General features: G+C 62.6%; 16 protein-coding genes. 2 read left to right on the forward strand and 14 right to left on the reverse strand.

What is annotated here, in order from left to right:
• Positions 1-14 precede the first annotated feature (14 nt).
• The 14 genes from NN662_RS18770 to NN662_RS18835 form a co-directional block, all read right to left on the reverse strand.
• Complete coding sequence (locus NN662_RS18770) at positions 15-644, reverse strand: alginate O-acetyltransferase AlgF (RefSeq protein WP_261931729.1); 630 nt, start codon at positions 642-644, stop codon at positions 15-17.
• Positions 641-2,011, reverse strand: coding sequence for an alginate O-acetyltransferase AlgX-related protein (locus tag NN662_RS18775; protein ID WP_261931730.1), 1,371 nt, complete (start codon positions 2,009-2,011; stop codon positions 641-643). Before NN662_RS18775 ends, NN662_RS18770 begins: the two co-directional genes overlap by 4 nt.
• A gap of 2 nt (positions 2,012-2,013) precedes the next feature.
• A complete protein-coding gene (locus NN662_RS18780; RefSeq protein ID WP_261931731.1) occupies positions 2,014-2,871 on the reverse strand; it encodes a hypothetical protein in 858 nt (285 codons plus the stop codon).
• The gene (locus NN662_RS18785) at positions 2,864-4,009 is read right to left on the reverse strand and encodes an alginate O-acetyltransferase (protein ID WP_261931732.1); all 1,146 of its coding nucleotides are present in this window, start codon (positions 4,007-4,009) and stop codon (positions 2,864-2,866) included. Before NN662_RS18785 ends, NN662_RS18780 begins: the two co-directional genes overlap by 8 nt.
• Before the next feature lie 12 nt (positions 4,010-4,021).
• Entirely contained in the window at positions 4,022-5,449 is a 1,428-nt protein-coding gene (locus NN662_RS18790; RefSeq protein WP_261931733.1) for an MBOAT family O-acyltransferase, read from the reverse strand.
• The gene (locus tag NN662_RS18795) at positions 5,449-7,008 is read right to left on the reverse strand and encodes a right-handed parallel beta-helix repeat-containing protein (RefSeq protein WP_261931734.1); all 1,560 of its coding nucleotides are present in this window, start codon (positions 7,006-7,008) and stop codon (positions 5,449-5,451) included. Before NN662_RS18795 ends, NN662_RS18790 begins: the two co-directional genes overlap by 1 nt.
• Positions 7,009-7,020: 12 nt before the next feature.
• Entirely contained in the window at positions 7,021-8,436 is a 1,416-nt protein-coding gene (locus tag NN662_RS18800) for a mannose-1-phosphate guanylyltransferase (RefSeq protein WP_261931735.1), read from the reverse strand.
• Between the two features lie 63 nt (positions 8,437-8,499).
• A complete protein-coding gene (locus tag NN662_RS18805; RefSeq protein ID WP_261931736.1) occupies positions 8,500-9,621 on the reverse strand; it encodes a pilus assembly protein PilZ in 1,122 nt (373 codons plus the stop codon).
• Positions 9,622-9,640: 19 nt separating this feature from the next.
• Positions 9,641-11,122, reverse strand: a complete 1,482-nt coding sequence (locus tag NN662_RS18810; RefSeq protein ID WP_261931737.1) for a glycosyltransferase family 2 protein — start codon at positions 11,120-11,122, stop codon at positions 9,641-9,643.
• Between the two features lie 11 nt (positions 11,123-11,133).
• The gene (locus NN662_RS18815; protein ID WP_261931738.1) at positions 11,134-12,453 is read right to left on the reverse strand and encodes a nucleotide sugar dehydrogenase; all 1,320 of its coding nucleotides are present in this window, start codon (positions 12,451-12,453) and stop codon (positions 11,134-11,136) included.
• 263 nt (positions 12,454-12,716) lie between these two features.
• On the reverse strand, positions 12,717-13,232 hold the full coding sequence (locus tag NN662_RS18820; protein ID WP_261931739.1) for a response regulator transcription factor: 516 nt from the start codon (positions 13,230-13,232) through the stop codon (positions 12,717-12,719).
• Between the two features lie 673 nt (positions 13,233-13,905).
• Entirely contained in the window at positions 13,906-14,934 is a 1,029-nt protein-coding gene (gene speB / locus NN662_RS18825; protein WP_261931740.1) for an agmatinase, read from the reverse strand.
• Positions 14,935-15,025: 91 nt separating this feature from the next.
• Positions 15,026-16,507, reverse strand: a complete 1,482-nt coding sequence (locus NN662_RS18830; RefSeq protein WP_261931741.1) for a protein adenylyltransferase SelO — start codon at positions 16,505-16,507, stop codon at positions 15,026-15,028.
• A 91-nt stretch (positions 16,508-16,598) separates the two neighbouring features.
• A complete protein-coding gene (locus NN662_RS18835; RefSeq protein ID WP_261931742.1) occupies positions 16,599-17,654 on the reverse strand; it encodes a LacI family DNA-binding transcriptional regulator in 1,056 nt (351 codons plus the stop codon).
• A 164-nt stretch (positions 17,655-17,818) separates the two neighbouring features.
• Here NN662_RS18835 and NN662_RS18840 point away from each other — a divergent pair, with 164 nt between their 5' ends.
• Both NN662_RS18840 and NN662_RS18845 read left to right on the forward strand, forming a co-directional pair.
• Positions 17,819-19,342, forward strand: a complete 1,524-nt coding sequence (locus NN662_RS18840) for a sugar ABC transporter ATP-binding protein (protein ID WP_261931743.1) — start codon at positions 17,819-17,821, stop codon at positions 19,340-19,342.
• Positions 19,343-19,409: 67 nt separating this feature from the next.
• A complete protein-coding gene (locus NN662_RS18845) occupies positions 19,410-20,420 on the forward strand; it encodes an ABC transporter permease (RefSeq protein WP_261932032.1) in 1,011 nt (336 codons plus the stop codon).
• Positions 20,421-20,446 lie beyond the last annotated feature (26 nt).

The raw sequence follows: 20,446 nt of genomic DNA on the forward strand, positions 1-20,446 counted from the left end.
AACTCCTGTTGATGTCAGCGGGCAATGGTGCTCGGGACCGCCACGGCGGACAGCTTGTCGCCGGAGCCGGTGACGATCACGGTGATGCCGGATCCGCGCTTGAATTCGACCGTCTTCAGGTCGGCGACATCCTTGCCGGACGCCTTCACGACGAGATCGAGCTTGAGGGGAGCCCGCAGTGCGACGGACTTGGATCCACCCATTTCGACCTTCGAGATCGCCTCGGACTTGGCCTGCGGGACGAAGACGGATGCATCCGCAGCATCCGACAGGTTGTAGAGCGTCAGGCTGGCCTTGGCCGGGTTCTTGGACATGTCGTCCACCACCGTCTTGGTGCCGTCCTGGGTGAGGATGGCGGTGTAGAACTTGCCGGCGCCTGCCTCGACCTTGGCATTGGTCAGGCTGGAGGAGACATTGATGTCACCGGGATCGACGGCTACGTAGGGCGATACGCCGTCGGTCAAGCCGGAGAACGAACTGCCCTTGACGGACGCGATGGACGATCCCGGCGAGATGACCCGCACAAAGGCGGAGTTCGGATCGATCGGCTTGGCGTAGAGGCCGGCATCCTGGGCGGATGCGGCGCCGACGAGCGCGGTGATCGAGAAAATGGCGGAAGCGCCGAGTGCAAGAATGGTCTTCATGATTGCTCTCCAAGGTTGGTCTTGCAGATATGAAGGGTCGTGTCGGACCCAGCATTGGTGTCAAAGGTGAGATCGAGGCCGTTCAGCGCGCCTTTCGGCATGCCGGCCGTCGAGGCGAAATAGCGTCCGGTCGCGCGCAGGCGATCGTCACGGCTGATCGAACGGGTGCGGACTTCGCCGTCCGATCCGGTGAAGGCGAAGGTCGCCTTGCGGTTGCCCCCGTCGCCGGCGTCGGCCAGCAGCACATCGCCCGGGGCGAAGGACACGTTCGAAAGATCGGCGTGGAAGCTGTTCGCCTCGCCGGGCCTCAGCTTGATTTCCTGGTCGCATTCGCCGCGCGAGGCGGCGATGATTTCGTACCAGGGGCCGTCGCCGTACTGGCCGAGATTGTTGTAGATCGGGTTCTCCCAGATCAGGAAGCGCGGCCGCTGCTCCTGAAACTCGCGCGAGGTGATGTAGGACAGGATAGAACCGAACTGGTTACCGCCCGAGATCGAGTAGTTTTCGACCGGAAGGCCGCTCCAGTACTGCAGCAGGCCGGCGAAATTGCTGATCGTCTTGTCCGAATAGCTGGTACCGATCAGCGCGATGCCGCCGGTATCTTCATTGCCGAAAATGTCGAGGCCACTGCCGGCATCGCCGTCGGCCGGCGCATCATCATCGCGGGAAACAACGTAAGTATGCGCTTTCACTTGCGGCACGCTGCTGATGCAATGCTGCTGCAGGAGCTTGCGCATGCTGGAGAATTCGCTGGAGACCGGGCCATCCTCGCGCTTGAACTTGACCGGCGTGACATCGCCATATTCCGGCAGCGACTTGATCTTCTCGCCGACGGCCTCGGCGGCGGCATTTGCGCCCTGCGCCGTCCAGTGGAAGTCGGATTTGAAGAAGGCGAGCTCGCCGAACTGGTTTTCCGGATTGTCGCGCATCGGGCTGGCGATATCGATCGTCCTCACGCCCTTCTTATTCAACCGCTCGACGACGTCGTCGTAGACGGCCCTGGCGATCGACGGGTCGAAGCCGTAGAGCTCGGCCCGCTGCGGCGCATATTGCGGCAGCACCTGCGACTTGGTCGGCACCGGCACGTAGATCAGCGTCGTCCCCTTCGCCTCCAGCGCCTTGGCCATCTCCGCCATCCGGTCGATCACTTCCGGCGTGAAGGCATGCTGCAGACGCATGTCGGCGAGGATGCGGTAGAACATGCCGTCCTTGCCTTCGATCATCTGCAACTCGGAAATGTCTTCGAGATTGCTGCAGCCGAAGGCCGAGCGGTCATTGCCTTCTCCGGCGAACGCATGGCTCGCGGCAAGGAGTGCGAAAGCCGAAGCCGCCGCTGCAAGGATGGACTGTCTCTTGAAACTGGTCATGGCTACACCTTGTTGTCTTGATCGTCGTTGGGCTTTTCGTCGGACAAGGTCTGGATCAGATTGAAGGCGGCGGCGCGGATGCCGATATTGCCGCCCTCCTGGGCAATGTTGAGATATCTGACCGCCTCCTGCCGTGATTCCGGGTCCTGGCTGCCGTCGCCGGACAAAAGCAGGACGGCAAGCTGGTAAGCGGCGGCGGCATCGGACTTGCCGGCCCTCGCCTCGAGAAGCTCGGTCGCCTCTTTCGGCTTGGAGCCAAAAGGCTCGCCGAGCCGGTAGAAGCGGACGAGCGATTCCAGCGCCTTGTCGTTTCCATCCGTTGCCTGGCGCAGCAGCGCCTTTTCGGCCTGCCGGAGATGCGCCGGCTCCATGGTCGCGTTCTTCTGGGCCAGAATCTGCACCATGGGCGAGACCGCATAGTCTCGGTCGTACATCGCGGCGAAGGCGAAATAGTGCAGCGCATGGCTGAGGAGTTCCGGCTTTCCCCTCGCCATGATCGACTTGCCGAGGCTGTAGGCGCCGAGGCTGTCGCCGGCATCCGCAAGCGCCTGGAGATCGGAATAGGGTACCGACTTGCGGGCGATCACTCTCTTGCGCACGGCCTCAAGCCGCGGAGACAGGGCCGGCCGGCCGGGGCCGGTCTTTACCGTGTGCGTCTTCGGGCGGGTCTTGGACTTCGGCTTGTTGACGCTGTCCTTGTCGAAGTTCGGATCCATCATGTCCTGCAGCGTGTACTTCGCCCACGGCTTCTTCGGCCCGCCTGCGGAGCGGGCCTGCGCCGGACCGTCCGCCAGCATCGTGGCGGCGAAGAGCGTTGCGAGCACGAGAGCGCCGCAGCGTGTCGGTTTGCGCTCAGGCATTCTTGCCTCCCTTGGTGGGATCCGGGGCAACGCTTGCCGACGCCGGCTCATCCGCGCGCTTCCAGAGAATGTCCTGGCTGAGATAGCGAACCGGGAACTCCCAGATGACCAGCTGCGGCGGCGTCGACTTGAACGTGTCGCTCTTCAGGAAGTCGAGCATCGGCACGCCCGGCCCCATGCCCTCCTTCGCCAGGTTGAGGACGTCGGTTGACATCGACATTTCGAGGAAGTCCTGGAAGCTCCAGTTTTCGTTGGCGCTGTAGCTGGTGCCGACCAGAACGACCGGAACGCCCGCGTCATCGCTGCCGAAGATGTCCGTCGCCGCATCTTCCTTCTGCAACTCGGCGCGGAAGAGCGGCACCTTTTCCTGCTTCAGGCCGGCCGTCGCCGCATAGTCCGGCGAGGTGATGAACTTGGTGAGGTCGCCCCAGAACTCGACCGGTTTCTCGGTCTTGCCCTTGACCTCTTCCTTCGCGAAGTCGAGGCCGGCACCGTTGACGGCTTGCCCGATCGCTCCGGCCACGACCTGCGCCCCATCGGGCGTCCAGTGGGTGTCGCTCTGCAGGAAGACGCCTGCCTTTTCCTTGTCGGCGATCAGTGCCTGCCGGCTGTCGACGGTCGTGATTCCCGCGGCCTTCAGGGATGTGTTGAATGTCCCATAGGCGTTGCGGATGGCATCGCCGGACATGATCGTGCCGAGATGTTCGGCATAGACGTCCGCCTTTGCCGGGATCGGCACGACGACCAGCTCACTTCCCGCCGCCCGCAGCTCATCACGGACCTCGGCGATACGGGCTACCGCATCCTCGATGTCGGCCTCCGAGATCGGCCGGAATTCCTCTTCTGTGAAGAGCCAGCCGTCCTTGCCGACGACGACGCCGTCGCGGCCGGCACCGAGAAGCGCATAGCGGGCCGCGCCGACGACGCCGATCGCGACCTCCCGATGGGGAAGCGAGGTCTTGTAGAGGTGATCCATGTCCTTGGTGGCGTCGCCGTCGACAAAATAGGAAACCGACAGCGGCTTGGAGTCTTCCTCCTTCGGCGGCGTCATCAGAAGATCGGCGTTGGCATAGATCGCGTAGCCGAAGAAGACTGCCGGAAGCAGGGCGTTCACATAGGTTTTGGAAATCTTGACCATGGTCGCCTCGCGTCAGAACTGGAAGTAGAGGAAGGGTGAGAAGCTCTGCTCGGAGAGCTTGGCGATCGACAGCACCATCAGCGCCGTCATCGTCAGCGAATAGGCGAGCGACGTGTCGAGCACGGCGGTTCCGTCACCGCTGACGGTGAGCTTGTCGAAGGCCGGCTCCTTGAAGTGTCGCTCGGTCGCCGCCACCATGAAGGCCACCCCCAGGAACACGATGTGTTCGGCGCTGATATTGGCGAGGAAGTCGAGCCGCGGCATGAAGCCGTTAAGGCCGAGCATGCCCTGATACATGGTGATCGCATCGCCGACGCCGGTCGCCCGGAACATCACCCATCCGATCATCACGATCAGCAGGGTCAGCGGCAGGGCGAAGGCGTAGTTCCTGGCGACCTTGCTCCAGCCGGTGGCGCGCTCGGCCGCGAGCCATGACCCGTGCCATCCGCCCCAGATCACGAAGGTCCAGTTGGCGCCGTGCCAGAGACCGCCAAGCAGCATGACCACGATCAGGTTGACATAGGTGCGCAGCTTGCCTTTGCGGTTGCCGCCGAGCGGAATGTAGAGATAATCGCGCAGCCAGGTGGAGAGGCTGATGTGCCAGCGCTGCCAGAACTCGGTGATCGAGGTGCTGACATAGGGCGTGTCGAAGTTCTTCATGAACTTGAAGCCCATCATCAGGCCAAGGCCGATCGCCATGTCCGAATAGCCGGAGAAGTCGAAATAGAGCTGCAGCGTGTAGGCGGCCGCACCCAGCCAGGCCTCCGTCATGGTGACGCCCGGCACGCCGAAGGCATGATCGGCGATCGGCGCGATCGCATCGGCGAGAAGCACCTTCTTCGATAGGCCGATCGTGAAGACGTACATGCCGGAGCAGAACATCGCCAGGCTATGCGTGCGGGACTCGAACTGGTCGGCAAGGTCGCGGAAGCGCAGGATCGGGCCGGCGATCAGCTGCGGGAACAGCGCAATGAACGCCGCGAAGTCGACGAAATTGCGGGTCGCGGGCGTATCCTTGCGGTAGACGTCGATGACATAGCCGACGGCCTGGAAGATGTAGAAGGAAATGCCGATCGGCAGGATCAGCCGCCAGTGAACGCCAAGGTCGTCCGGCGTCGTGCCGAGCAGTTCGGCGAAGCTGTCGATGAAGAAGTTGAGATACTTGAAGATGCCGAGAACAGACAGGCAGCCGACCACACCGAGGATCAACGGGATCTTCTGCCGCACCTGCCCTTCCCATTTCTCGATCATCAGGCCGCAGGCATAGGCCCAGGCGGTGACGGCGATGAACAGGACGAGGAAATCCGCCCGCCACCAGGCGTAGAAGGCATAAGAGCCGATGAGGATTGTCCAGGACTTGAAGCGGTCCGGCGTCAGGTAATAGACGACCAGGAACAGCGGCAGGAACAGGAACAGGAATGTTTCGGATGAAAAGACCATTAGCTTCTGTCTCCCAGATCGCAGGTTTCCAGGCCGTAGGGTGAAATGCCCGACACATCCATCTGGCTCGGCAGCGGATTGCCGGTCAGTGTCATGTCCGCGCCTTGCAAGCCGGCATCGGACTTCAGGAGAGCGGGAACGAAGCGCGCCAGTTCACCGTCGAAGAGGATCGGCATCTGGGCGCTGAAGTCGTTGCCGGTGAGCGCGACGGAGCGCACGGCGGCGCCGAACAGGCCGGACTTGTTGCCGTCGAAGACATTGCTGCTGATCGACAGGTCGCCGGACATCGGTTGCTGGACGACAGAGACCGCCATGCCGTCATTGCCGACGAGATCGTTGCCGGAGATGGTCACGGAGGAGGTCTGCCTCAGCTTGACGCCGGACTGGCCATTGCGAAAGACGGTGTTGCCTTCAAGATCGGCGCAGACGGAACGCACCAGTCCGATACCGCCGCCCCGGTTTGCGGCGAGCAGATTGCCCTCAATGGTAAGTAATCGCGTACCGTTTGCTGCAAAGATGCCGCTGCCGGCATTGTCGATGACGATATTGCTGCCAATTGTCGCTTCCGAGGTGCCGCCCTTGAGGCTGATACCATGCGACGTGCGGGTTCCGGAGATCAGATTGCTCGCGATCCTGGCGCGTTCGACGTGATTGAGCTCGACCGCCGGTCCGGTCATCGCCCGGAAGGTGTTGCCCTGCAAGACAAGGTCCCTGGCGTTGCGGAAGGTCAGCGTTCCGGCATTGTCGAAGACGCTGCCGACGACATAGGAGCGGATCTTCGACGGGAAGATTGCGCCGCCGATCAGCGAAACGCCTTCCATGGCCGAGTAGCCGTCAAAGCCGAGGTTGGAGAAATGCGTGCCGCTGACCTGCATGCCGCCGGTAAGCGCCGTTGTGATGAACGGGCGGAATTTTTCCTGCCGGGCATTGCCGTTGCCAAGACCGGCGACGGTTGCGCCGTCGGCGCGCAGCAGGCCGGCATTGAACAGGAAGACGCCATTGGCATCGTCCAATCGCAGATTGTCGCCCGGCTCGAGCACGAGTTCGGCATCAGACCAGACGATGATCGGCCAGTGGGCGACAACCTTGCCGTCTTGCGCGACCAGGGCGCTTGGATCGACCTTTGCCCCGGCTGCCACCAGTTCCTTCAGGGTCATGCGTCCGCCCCGCACGAAGAGCGTCGGCGCCTCGCGGGAAGGAAGAGCCTGGCGCAGCTGCAGGTGATAGTTCGCACCCATCTGCATGCGGAGCTGGGCGAGGACGAAATCGACCTTGACGCTGTCGACCTCTCCAGCGCCGACCGCTTCGCCGAGCTTGAGGATCGGTGCGGCCTTCCTGCCCTGCAGGACGCCGAGCATGGCCGGCGTCATGGCGTAGGGTCCCTTGGCCATGTTGCCCACCTCGGCCGCCGGCAGCTCGCCGAGCTGCGCGACTGCCGCGATATTGGCGACCTGCCGCGACAGATCCTCCATGTGGCGGCGGTCGTCGGGACCGGCGGCATGGGAGGCCGTGGCGAGCAAGGCGCCGATCAGCGCGAGAACAGTGGGGCGGGCAATCATACCGGGCTCCCCTTACTCGCCGGCCATCTGCAGCGAAGCAGCCTGCGCCGCGACCGCTTCGACCGCGACACTGCAGCAGACTTCGACAATCTGCATCGGCTCTTCCGGGCTGCAATAGATGACGCCGCTGGCGCCCATCGGAATTTCCAGCGTCTCCCCTGTCGAGAGCGGCTTGGTGCCGGCATCGCCCTTGAAGACGCCGCGGCCTTCGGCGATCGTCAGCATGCGGTGGGATTCCGGATCCTCGGAGAAGGTGATGGCGGTGCCGGGACGCAGCGTCATCAGGCGAAGCTCGTAACCGGGGCCTTCCTGAATGCGGCGCACCTCGCCCCAAGTCATCTGGTTGCGGGCGTGCTGCATGAGTTCGCGCCGCTTGATCGCCTCCAGCTGCTTGACCACCTGTTTGACCTGCTGAGCCTTGTCATGGGACGTGACCAGCAACGCGTCGTCGGTATCGACGACGACGACATTGTCCATGCCGACGACGGCGATCAGCTTGTCAGACGCGCGGATGTAGGAATTGCGGGAATCGATGCACACCACATCGCCGCTGATGACATTGCCGTCCTCGTTCTTGTCGGCAATCTGGTGCAGTGCGCTCCAGGCGCCGACATCGTTCCAGCGCACGGCGAGCGGGGCAACGACGGTCAGCGGCGACTGCTCGAAGATGATCGATTCCGTCGGCTGGTTGGTGGCCGCGGAGAAGGAGTCCGCGTCGAGGAAGATGGCGTGGTCCGTCTCTTCGGCCAATGCCAGCGAGGCGCGAACGGCGGCGAGAGTCGCCGGATCGAGGCGCTGGAACTCCGAGATCAGCACATCGGCGCGAAACAGGCTGATGCCCGAGGACCACAACGCATTTCGCGACGCAATCAGCCGGCTCGCCACATCGAAGGGCGGCTTCTCGACGAAGCTCGCAACGCTGCGGGCGCCGGGCACATCCTCAAGGAGGCCGCCATCGACGATGTAGCCGTATCCGGTTTCCGGATATTCCGGCTGCACACCGAAGAGAACGATGCGGCCGCTCTGGGCAGCGGGCCGCATGGCCAGAACGCATGCGGCCAGATCACCGCGGACAATGTGGTCGGACGGCAGGACGCACATCAGCGCGTCCGGCTGGGTTTCGGCCAGTGTCAGGGCGGTTGCCAGAACCGCGGGACCGGTGTTGCGTGACAGGGGTTCGGCGATGATCTTCGCCGGGCAATTCAGCTCGTGCAGCTGCTGGAGAACCGTGCCGACATGGGCGCTGCTGACGGCGACGATCGGATCGCTGAAGCCGGGCTGACGCTGGCGTTCGATCGTGGCGTGGAAGAATGTGCGGCCGGTGGTGCCCTCGATCCGCTGGAACTGCTTGGGGTGCTCGGTCCGTGACAGCGGCCATAGCCGTGTGCCGACACCGCCGCAAAGGATCAATGGGTGAATGGTCTGCATCGTCTTCTCCTGTTCATTTGGCTTCGGGTCCGATCCGGCGATGGAGATCCACCGCCCGGGAAATCAGACCTGGCCGGGGATCTGGTTGATGAGCCGGGTGACCCTGTTCTTCAGTTTCATGGCGGTGGCATTTACGACGCGGATCGAGACGGGCGTTCCGAGCGCTTCATCGGCAATCGGTGCATCCGGCACGAGGCGGACGTCAACTTCATGCTCGCGACCTGTGGGGCGGAAGGCGTCCGGGGCATCGGCCGGCTTGGCGTAGAACACGCGACCATCCGAGAAGTGCAGTTCGGCGAGCGAACCGTTGATCAGCATCTTGGCCAGATCCGGAGACATGGTCGCCTCCACCACCGGCTCGACGTTGCCGCTGACGGCTTCAACCACCGGATCGCCGGCGAGAACGGTGGCGCCCTCCGCGATCTTGCCCGGCAGGACCTTGCAGTCGCAGGGCATGGTGACATTCAGCGTGTCGCCGGAATTCGACCGCAGCGAGTAGACGACGTCGCCCTTGGCGGCCGCCGTGTTGAGGTAGGAAATCTGGCCGCTCGCCACGGCGCGCAGGACTTCGCCGTTGCCAGCGACCATGCCGAGCTGCGGCACCTCGTGCGAGAAGATGCGGGTGTAGGCGAGATTGGCGACAATCCCGGCCAGCGCCAGGGTGAGGACGGATGTGGCGAGGAAGCGGGCGAACCGGCGCGCGCCGCCACCGATACCAGACGCCGCCGCACCCTTCCTGGCTTCCTGACCGGATGCCTTGTCGCGCAGGCCGATAATCCGGTCGACCGACATGATGTCGCCGGCGATGTAGGAGTTCAGGAGGTAACGTAGCGCCGGAAGATGATCGCCGGTAGGGTGGGTGAAATCGAGGCGCATTTCGCCGGTTTCGCTCTGGGCCCTGGCGATGCGGGCCTCGACAGGCAAGGTGATCGCGTAGCCGCTGAAATCGAAACGCAGGACGGCGAGGCGCTTCTGGCCATCCAGTTCAGGTCCGGACAGGCCGGCGACATGCGCGTTCACCAGCGAAATGCTGGAGCCCGTATATTGCCGCCCGTCGATGATGGCGCGGAAAGGAATGCGTACGGACGGGTGTTCGCTGCCATTGTCGAGCGGCATCGGGCTGAAGCCCGGTTCAACGTCGGACTGCACGGAAATACCTTTGGGAGCAGTATTTTCAATATCCATTGTCGACTATCCTTTCGTGTCAGATGAGGCCGCCGATATAGGCGATGCCGAGGACCAGCCAGCCAACGGCCAGCGCATGCATGTGAGTGGAGCCTGCCGCCCGCCAACGCTGGGCGATGCCCTGCGCGGCGCCGCGTCCTTCGGTCGTCTGACGGGTCCATTTCTGCCGATCGAGGCGGAAGAGAACGAAGCTCTTGATGAAGGCGCCGCCGATCTGGCTGAAGTAGAGAAGGAAGGGGTAGCTGATCGGGAAGCTGCGGCCGCGGGCACCCATGATGATGGTGCAGGCGACATATCGCGTCAGCATGACCCACGAGAGATAGACCGGGAGGATCCAGGCGCTGACGAAAACGGCGGCGAGCAGGACGCTGGCGGGACCGGCAAGCGTCGTCCAGATCGACACGGCCTGGTCAAGGATCGACCACCAGGTGAAGGAACCGATGCGCGACGGGCCGAGCCTCAGCGCGCGACCGTTGGTGCGTAGCATGTTGCCGAACCAGCGGATCATCAGCACGCCGGCGGACTGGAAGAAGCCCGGCTTCGGCTGGGTTTCGATCGCCGTCGTCAGAAGGTCAGGCAGGTAGAGCATCTTGTAGCCGCGCTTCAGAAGCCAGAACCATGTCGACTTGTCGTCGCCGGTCAGGAACTGCACCCTGCCGAGGCGCCAGTGGTCGATGTAGTCGTTGCGGACCATGTCGATGAAGCCGGTCTCGGTGGCGAGGCTGGCGCGGAAGACGGACATGCGGCCGGTCAGCGTCAGCACCCGCTCGCTGAGCGACATTGACGACATCATGACGTGACGCTGGGCGAAGCGAAGCTCGAACCAGTCACGGAAAAGCCGGCTGCCCTGGGTTTCGCTTCTTTCATCCGTCGTCACGGCACCGACCGCCGGATCGGTGAAGAAAGGGATGGAGCGATCGACGACGTCGACGGGAACGCAACTGTCGCCATCGACGAGGAGGATCACGTCGTCGCGGCCGGGATTGAGGGCGGCGATGGAGCGCAGCGACGTGGCCAGCGCATCGCGCTTGCCGGTGCCGGGGATCTTGTCGATCTGCAGATGCACGGCCGGTGCGCCCGCACCCTGTTCTGCCATGACCGAGGTCATGACCTGGCGGATCAGCCGGCGGTCCGATTCATCGACGATGGAGGCGATGACTGATGCTCCGCCTTTCGCCCGATACGCGGCCTCGAAGACGCTGCGGTAGACGCGGGCGGAGATTTCGGCGGGAATCTTGTAGGTGGTAACGAGGAAGAAGGCGTGGTTGCGCTTGCCGCGCCGCTGATATTCCGCCTCTGCCGCCGCCCGTCGGCGGGGATAGGCGACCTTCTGGTAGTACATCGCGCGAACGATGTTGGTGGCTGCCCAGCCATATCGCCACAGGCCGATCGTTCCGACGGTGATCAGCGCGCCCGAATAATTGTCGAACGGCGAATTCGGGACGCAAAGCGCAAGGGCTGCGATCGCCAGCAGATAGAGGATGTGGCCGGGCAGTGTCATTGTCGCGCCCCTTACCAGCAGATGCCCTGATAGGTGCCGTGCGAGCGCATCTCGGGGCGGATGCGCAGAAGATCCACCATCGGCACGTTCAGCGAGTGTTCCATGAGGAGCGGCATCGCCTCCTCGTAGTGATTGCCGACGAGGATGATATCGGCGCCCTTGATGAGATCGCCGACATCGGCAACCAGGCGGCTCGAGAGGTCGTTAACCGCGTCATTGCCGCGGCCGGCGCCGCTCATGCCTTCGCTGAAGGCCGTCTGCACGAAGGGATCGTAGATCTTCAGGTCGTAACCCTTGTCAATCAGCCGTCCGGCAAGCTTGGCGAGCGGGCTTTCGCGCAGATCGTCGGTGCCGGTCTTGAAGCTGATGCCGACCATGCCGATCGTCTGGCCACCAAGCTCGGATACCATCGTTTCGGCACGCGCGATCTGCGCCTGGTTGGCCTCCAGCACGGCATCGAGGAGGTGCGAGCTGACATGCTTTTCAGACGCGAGATGGCGCAGGGCGCGAACATCCTTCGGCAGGCAGGAGCCACCGAACGCGAAACCGGGACGCATGAAGTAAGGCGAAATGTTCACCTTCAGGTCCGAGCAGAGGATCTTCATGACCAGCTGGCCGTCGACGCCGGACGCCTTGGCGATGTTACCGATCTCGTTTGCGAAGGTGACCTTCACGGCACGCCAGGAATTGCTGGTGTACTTGATCATTTCCGCCGTCGCGAGGCTGACGGAATGGCACTCGCAGGGCAGCTTGGCGTTGATCTCGTGGAGAATTTCGTCCGTCTTCTTGTCGAGCGTGCCGAAGACGATCAGGCCAGGGTCGTAATTGTCGGCAATCGCCGTGCTTTCCCGCAGGAATTCCGGATAGTAGCCGACACCGAAGTCGGATCCCGCCTTCAGGCCCGAGGCCGCTTCGAGCGCGGGGACGCAGACGGTGTCCATGGTGCCGGGAACGATGGTCGACCGGATCACGACCGAATGGAATGCACCCTTGGCCGCGATCGCGGCGCCGATCATTTCGCATGCCGACACCACATAGGTGAGACCGACGGATCCATCCGCGGCGCTCGGCGTTCCCACACAGACGAAGGAGATATCGGTGTCAGCCACCGCTTCGGCCGTGTCAGTGGTCGCCGTCAGCCGCCCTTCAGCGACCGCCTTCTCTATCATCTCGCCGAGCCCGCGCTCGACGATCGGCGTCCTACCGGAATTGATGGCCCTCACCTTTTCGGGATCCACGTCGCACGCCACGACCTGATGGCCGTCATTGGCTAGGCATGCCGCCGACACCGCACCGACATAACCGATTCCGAACACGCTTATTCTGGCCATCGCCATCCACCTCTCAGCTGCTGCGGACGCTATCGAGGCGCCGCGCATCTTGGTTAACAGAGCTTCAGTCTGCTCTTAGATAAGCGCCTCGATTTGTAGGGAGGAAGTCAGGAATAGCTTGATGCTTGTCAGGAAAACCCGAAATTTTTTGACGATAATTAGGCAAAAAAATCAATCATTTAGCCTAATAATTGTGCAACGCAAAATGGCCACTGTCGGTTCGTGACCGTCAGCGGCGTCGCTATGTGTCGGAATGCTTTTGGTTAACCCAGCCAGCCGTTCCTGATGGCGTATTGCACAATTTCAGAGCGGCTCGACAATGAGAGCTTCTTGACCGCCCTGGACTTGTAGGTCTCAACCGTCTTCTGGCTGAGGCTGATATCGGCCGCAATTTCCTTGGTCGCCAGCCCCATCGCCACATATCGCAGGACCGCTTCTTCCCGGTCGGTCAACGGACCGCGTGGAGAACTGGCCGCCACGGCCTCCGTCAACCCGGTGCTCTCTGCACGATAGGTGATCGGCTCGGCCACTTCGGGCGGCTCAAGCAGCCCTCCGTGACCGAGGACGTTTATGGCTTTCAGGATTTTCTGGACCGACGCGGTCTTGGGCAGAACCCCGGCATAGCCGAGCTTCATGTAGTGGCGTGACGAATGCGGGTCCATTGCCGAGCAATAGGCGAGCGCACGCGTCTGAACACAGGCGTCCCTGACGGCGTCAAGGCCATCGGGAACGGATCGTTCGAGAAACTCGGGATCCGTCACGAGCACGTCGGGACGCAACCTTGTTACCTGGATCGATATGTCATCGATCGTGTCAAACGGCCTTACGGCCCTCAAGTTCTTGGTTGAGTTGAGGAGTGATGCCAACCCGTCCGCCAAGACCGGGTTTTCGTCCAAAATCAACACACGAATGAATTCGGAATTATCCATATTATTCCCTCTCACGCAGGTAATCCGGGGTTTGGCGCGTTAGGCGCGCGCTTCGACCGCAAGAGACCTTCCCCAAAGGGTTCAATGCTCAGATCAAAAGTCTGCTGATATGCCTTTCCGATTATGCTTGACGATATGAAGCCGTGTCATAACGACAGGCACCAGAAAACTGGTCCGAAAAATATTGCGGTGCAATATGTCAAGTGTAAGGCAGTGCGATTCGCGTCCGGACCGCCGCCGCATCCAGATGGGCCTAAAGCCTATCAGGCCGCGCAAGGCGGCAATGCTGCAACCCGGCACGAATTTCGCATTATGCAAATCGTTTAAAACCTTTAGCTAAAATTGCCGGTATCGGTGAGGTCGGCGCCGGAAATTTGTCTCCGTCGCCGACTGCATGACCTCCGGTATGCCACAAAGGCGCGAACAATCTCGCGAACACTTATCAAAACACGAAATGCGCGACCAAATTGGGCACCCGATCACATTTGCAATTTGCTGAATTGTTGCCGACGCGAATCGTCGCTCAGCACATCAGCGACAGGATCTCGAACAGCATCTGGGCACCCGCGTGGGCGGTGTTGGTTGTCGCGTCGTATTGTGGCGCGACCTCGACCACGTCACCGCCGACGATGTTCAGGCCGGCAAATCCGCGCAGCAGTGCCTGCGCTTCGCGCGTCGTAATACCGCCGATCTCCGGTGTTCCGGTGCCTGGCGCAAAGGCCGGATCGAGACTGTCGACGTCGAAGGAGACGTAGACCGGCCGGTCGCCGACCAGATCCCGGGCCCGGGCGATCACCGTATCGAGGCCAAGGGTGTTGAGTTCTTCCGCATGGATAACCGTCATGCCGGAATCATAGGAGAACTCCCACAGCATCTCGGACGAGCCGCGGATGCCGATCTGGATGGTATGGCGCGGATCAAGTGCGCCTTCGAGCACCGCATGACGGAAAGGGCCGCCATGGTGGAAACGGCATTCCTCATACGGCCCGCCAGTATCGCAATGGGCGTCGATGTGGATCATGGCGACCGGCCCATGCTTCTTGGCCACCGCGCGGAGGATGGGCAATGAGATGGAATGATCGCCTCCAACCGAGAGCGGCCGAGCCCCGCCGGCGATGATCGCATCGATCGCCTTTTCGATATCCTGGTGACAGCCGATCAGGTCGTAGCGGCTGCGGAAGCTGACGTCGCCGACGTCGGCGACCTTCAGTTCGAACGTCGGGGCAACTTTCAGCACATGGTTATACGGCCCGATGCGCTCGATCGCGCGCAGGGCGCGTGGTCCGAAGCGGCAGCCGTTGCGGTTGGATATCGCCAGATCCATCGGCATGCCGATGATCGCGACGTCCAGCCCGGAGAAATCCGGATCGGCCCAGTCGATCGGCCGATAGGGCGCATCGAGGAAGGTCGGCAGGCCGGTATAGGGGGCGGCCCGCTTGCCGTTCTTGTCGATCACCTTGCCGACGATCTTGCTAAAATGCTCGTCGTGAATGGCCTTTTCGTTCTCGCCGGTATAGCGAGCCTTGAGATAATCGAGATGATCGTCGGACATGGTCTTCCCCTTCTGCGGCACGGTCGACGAATTTATCGCGAGCGGCAGGGGAAAAGGCAACGCCTACCTGAGAATCAAATGCGATTGCGGGTCAGGTGCCGCAGAATGTGCGCGCGACCTCTTCGTCCGGCATCGGCGGCATGGCGTAGCGGGCGAAGTCCCGCTGATCCTCGTAAGGGTTGGCCAGAACGCGCATCAGGGCCTCGAACAGGGAGAAATCCCCCTCCTCCCGTGCAGCGACGATCGCCTGCTCAATGCGGTGATTGCGGGGAATGAAGGCGGGGTTGACCTGGCGCATGGCGGCGGCGCGGTCTTGCGGCGCAATTCCGTCGCCATCGACATAGGCGCGCCATTCGGCAAGCCAGGCCATTGCCGCCTCGCGGTCGATGAACTCGGCAGCAAAACCGGCATCCGCGACTGGAGACACGGCGCTGGCGGCAAGTGCTCGGAATGTGCGGGTGAAATCGGCGCGGCCATCTTCCATCAGCTTCAGGAGCTTCTGCGCCAGATCGAAATCGCCTTCGCCCGGCGTCACGATGCCGATCTTGGCGCGCAACACCTCCAGCCATCGGTCGTTGAAGCTGTCGCCGAACACCTTGATGGCTTGATTGGCGCGTTCGACGGCCTTGTCCATATCGGTATTCAGCAGCGGCAGGACGGCCTCGGCGAAGCGCACGAGATTCCACTGGCCGATCGTCGGCTGGTTGGCATAGGCGTAGCGGCCATGAGCGTCGATCGAGGAAAACACCTTGTTGAAGCTGAAGGCGTCTATGAAGGCGCAGGGACCGAAATCGATAGTCTCGCCGGAGACCGCCATATTGTCGGTGTTCATGACGCCATGGATGAAGCCGACACGCATCCATTCGGCAATCAGCGACGCCTGGCGTCGGCAGACCGCCTCGATCATCAGGGCGTAGCGGTCTTCCTCACCCTCCAGTTCCGGATAGTGGCGGGCAATCACGTGGTCGGCGAGTAGCCGCAGGGCCTCTTCGTCCTGGCGGGCGGCGAAATACTGGAAGGTGCCGACACGGATATGGCTGGCGGCAACGCGGGTGAAGACTGCGCCGGGAAGCTTCGTCTCGCGGTAGACCGTGTCGCCGGTGGTGACGGCCGCCAGCGCTCTGGTCGTCGGAATGCCGAGCGCATGCATGGCCTCCGACACGATATATTCCCGCATGACAGGTCCGAGTGCGGCCCGTCCGTCGCCGTTGCGCGACCAGGCCGTTGGACCGCCCCCCTTCAAATGGATGTCGCGGCGGTTGCCCTTGCGGTCGACAACCTCGCCCACAAGCATGGCGCGGCCATCGCCGAGGCGCGGAACGAAATGGCCGAACTGGTGACCGGCATACACCTGGGCGACCATGGCCGCGCCCGGCAGTTGCTCATTGCCGGAAAAGACATCAGCGCCATGCGCAGCCAGATAGTTTGCATCGAGCCCCAGTTCCTCGGCCAGCGCATGGTTGAAGGCAAAGAGCCGCGGCTCGCTGGCATGCGCAGGGCGGGCCTCCGCATAGAACCGCGGCGGCAGCAGCGTATAGGAATTGTCAAATCGGATCGGCGGGGACGCGTCCATCTCTAGCCCTTCTCTTCAAGACCCGAAGATGGGGCAGATGGAAGCCAATTCCAAGTCCGTCCTGTTAGGACGCGCGATCACGAACGGCCGATCAATCGCTGCCGGCGGGCACCCGTGTCGGCAAGGGCTGGGTTTTGCGCGGCGGCGCCACCGAGTTGCGGATCACCAGATCCGGCATCAGCAGGATTTCCTCTTCCGGCGCCTTGGCACCCGACAGCATGTTGAGGAGCAACGCCATCGCCTGCTTGCCGATCGCGGTGCGCGGCTGGCGGATGGTGGTGAGCGGCGGCGACATGAAGCCCGCCTGCGGCACGTCGTCGAAGCCGGTGACGGAGAAGTCGCGCGGCATGTCGTAGCCGCGCGCGCTGAGGCCCAGCATGACGCCGACCGCCGTCTGGTCGTTGACGCACATGAAGGCCGTCGGCAAGGTGTTGCGCATGAACAGCTGCTCGAGCGCCAGGCGGCCGCTCTCGATCGTTCCGTCGCCCTCGATCACCATGCGCTGGTCGGGCGGAACTCCGGCGGCTTCCATCCCCTCGTCGTAACCCTGGCGACGACGGCTGTAGGACAGCCGGGTACGGGAATCGCCTATGAAGGCGATCCTGCGGTGACCCTCGGCGAGAAGCAGATCGGCGACCTTGCGGGCCCCGACCACGTCGTCCACACCGACATAGGGAATGCCGCCATTATAGACCGGCTCGAACACGCCGACCGTCGGCGGCAGACGCGCCGTCATCGCCTGATGGCCGAAAGGCAGGACGCCGGTGAAGAGGATGAGCCCAGTCGCCTGGTTCGAATTGAGGAATTTCAGATATTCGACGCCGCGCTGCGGGTCGTTCTGCGTATGGCCGATCAGGATGCCATAGCCATGCGACCGCGCCTCGTTTTCGAGACCGACAAGAATGTTGGAAAAGTTCGGGTCGCCGATGTCCGGGGCGACGACCAGAATGATGTTGGAGCGGCCGAGCCGCAGGCTGCGCGCCATGGCGTTGGCCGTGTAGCCGGTGACCGCGATGGCATGGTTGACCTTGTGCAGCGTGGAATTGGCAACTTTTTCCGGCGTATGGATGGCGCGCGACACCGTGGCGATGGAGACCTCCGCAATCCGGGCGACGTCTTCGATGGTTGCGGAGGTGGAATTCGACACGCCGGCCTGCCTCGGGTCTGATTTTCGACGCGACACTACATCGGGCAGCGCAAAGGTCAAATCCCGCGCCACAAAATTCGATATTTCTCCATAATGTAAACCTTTACACGACTTATGTAAAGGTTTACATATGTGCCTGCGGATGGGAGCCGCGGGAGGAATCAATGCGTTTCGAGACTGCCGAGGCGGGCGACATCGTCCTCGCCGCGCGACGAATCTCCAAATCATTCAGCGGCGTACAGGTGCTGTTCAGCGTCAATTTCGAGCTGAAGGCGGGAGAGATCCATGCGCTGGTCGGCGAGAATGGGGCTGGCAAGTCGACCTTCGTGAAAATCATGTCCGGCTTCGAACAGCCGTCGGCCGGTGAAATCCTGCTCGACGGCAAGCCTGTCACCCTGCCTGCAAACGGAGCGGCGGAAGCGCTCGGCATCGTCATCATTCATCAGGAATTCAATCTCGCCGAACATCTGACAGTGACCGAGAGCCTGTTTCTCGGCCGGGAACTGACCCGCTTCGGCGTTCTTGATCGCAAGCGCATGCGGGCAGAAGCCCGGCGCGTGCTCGACATGCTCGGCTCGCATATCGACGAGACCGCGCTGATCAGTTCGCTGCCGGTTGCCGATAAGCAGATGGTGGAAATCGCCAAAGCGATCAGCAAGGACGCCCGCGTCGTGTTCATGGACGAGCCGACGGCGGTGTTGTCGCAGGAGGAGACCAGGGTCCTGTTCGAACAAGTGCGCAAACTCCGGGCAAACGGCACCAGCTTCGTCTTCGTGTCCCACAAGCTCGACGAGGTTCTGGAATTGACGGACCGGGTGACGGTCCTGCGTGACGGCCAATGGGTGAAGACGGCGCCGACCGAGCTTCTCGACGGTGAATCCATCGCCCAGCTGATGGTCGGCCGCGAGCTGTCCAGCCTTTATCCGACCAAGCGCGAGCCGGATGTCGATGAGACGATGGCGGTCAGCGTGAAAAACCTGACGACCGGCTTCGTGCGCGATGCGAGCTTCGAGGTGCGCAAGGGCGAGATCATCGGCTTTTCCGGCCTGATCGGCTCCGGCCGCACGGAACTGATGGAGGCCGTGGCCGGCCTGCGCCCGCGGATCGAGGGCGAGGTGGTCATCCAGGGACAGGTGATCGCTTCTGGGGATTCGCGGGGCGCCATCCGCGCCGGGCTTGCCTACATGACCAAGGATCGCAAGTCGAAAGGCCTGCTGCTCGGCTCGGGCATGGGCGTCAACCTGACCCTGCAGTCGCTGGAACAGCACAGCCGCTACGGCTACCTGCATCCGAAAAGCGAGGCCGGGGCCCTCGCCAGGGCACGCCGCCGCTTCGACATCCGCGTGCGCGACAGCAATGTCGTTGCCGGACGCATGTCGGGCGGCAACCAGCAGAAGCTGCTGCTCGCCAAGGTGATGGAAACCGAGCCGGACATCATCATCATCGACGAGCCGACGCGCGGTATCGACGTCGGCACGAAGCAGCAGATCTACCATTTCATCTCGGCGCTGGCGCGCGACGGCAAGTCGATCATCGTCGTGTCGTCCGAAATGCAGGAGATCATCGGCCTGTGCAGCCGGGTGGCCGTCATGCGCGAGGGCCGGATCGTCGGCTGGCTGGAAGGCGGCGAGATCACCGAACAGGAAATCATGCGCTACTCGGCCGGCCTGAAGAAAATGGCCGGCTGACGCAAGCGGAACAAAGACAAACGGCCGGGGACAACGGGGCCGAAACAGTGGGAGGCTGAACTTGGACATGAGTGCTGAAGGCAACGAACCGGAAAAGGATCGCAAGGCGCCGTTCTGGTCGGATATCGACCTGCGGGCGGTTGCTCCTTTCGTGGCTCTCATCTTGCTGCTCGTTCTCGGCGCGCTCGCCAATCCGAACTTCATCGGGCTCAACAACCTCGCCAATGTCGCGACGCGCAGCGCCTTCATCGCCATCATCGCCGTCGGCGCGACCTTCGTGATCTCGGCCGGCGATCTCGACCTCTCGGTCGGTTCGATGCTGGCCTTCGTCGCCAGCCTTATGATCCTGTTCATGAATTCCGGCGCGATCGCCGATCCGGCACTGATGCTGACGGCGGCCGTGGTGATGGCAATGGTCGTCGGCGCGCTCTGCGGGCTCGCTAACGGGCTGATCACAACGGTCGGAAGAATCGAGCCGTTCATCGCCACGCTCGGCACCATGGGTATCTATCGCGGCCTGACGATCTGGCTGTCGCAGGGCGGCGCCATCACCCTCAAGTCGCCGGAAATCCAGCAGATCTACGGTCCAGCCTATTTCGGCTCGATCCTCGGCATACCGGTGCCGATCGTCGTCATCCTTGCCGTCACGCTGATTGCCGCCTTCGTGCTCTATCGCACGCGCTACGGCCGCCATGTGGTCGCCGTCGGTTCGAACAGCGACGTGGCGCGCTATTCCGGCATCGCCGTCAACCGCGTGCGCACCATCGCCTTCATGATCCAGGGGCTCTGCGTCGCCGTCGCGGTGCTGCTCTACGTGCCACGCCTTGGCTCGACCTCAGCAACCACCGGCATTCTCTGGGAACTCCAGGCGATCACCGCAGTCGTCGTCGGCGGAACGGCACTGAAGGGTGGTGCCGGCCGCGTCTGGGGCACGATCTGCGGCGCCTTCATTCTCGAACTCGTCGGCAACATCATGCTGCTGTCGAACTTCATCAGCGAATATCTGATCGCCACCATCCAGGGGTCGATCATCATCATCGCCATGCTCGTGCAGCGTTCGCTGACGCGCAAGGTGTGACCGAACCGGCCGGGGCTCGGGGCACC

It is taken from the genome of Rhizobium sp. NRK18 (assembly GCF_024385575.1).
In the GTDB taxonomy this organism is placed as follows: domain Bacteria; phylum Pseudomonadota; class Alphaproteobacteria; order Rhizobiales; family Rhizobiaceae; genus JANFMV01.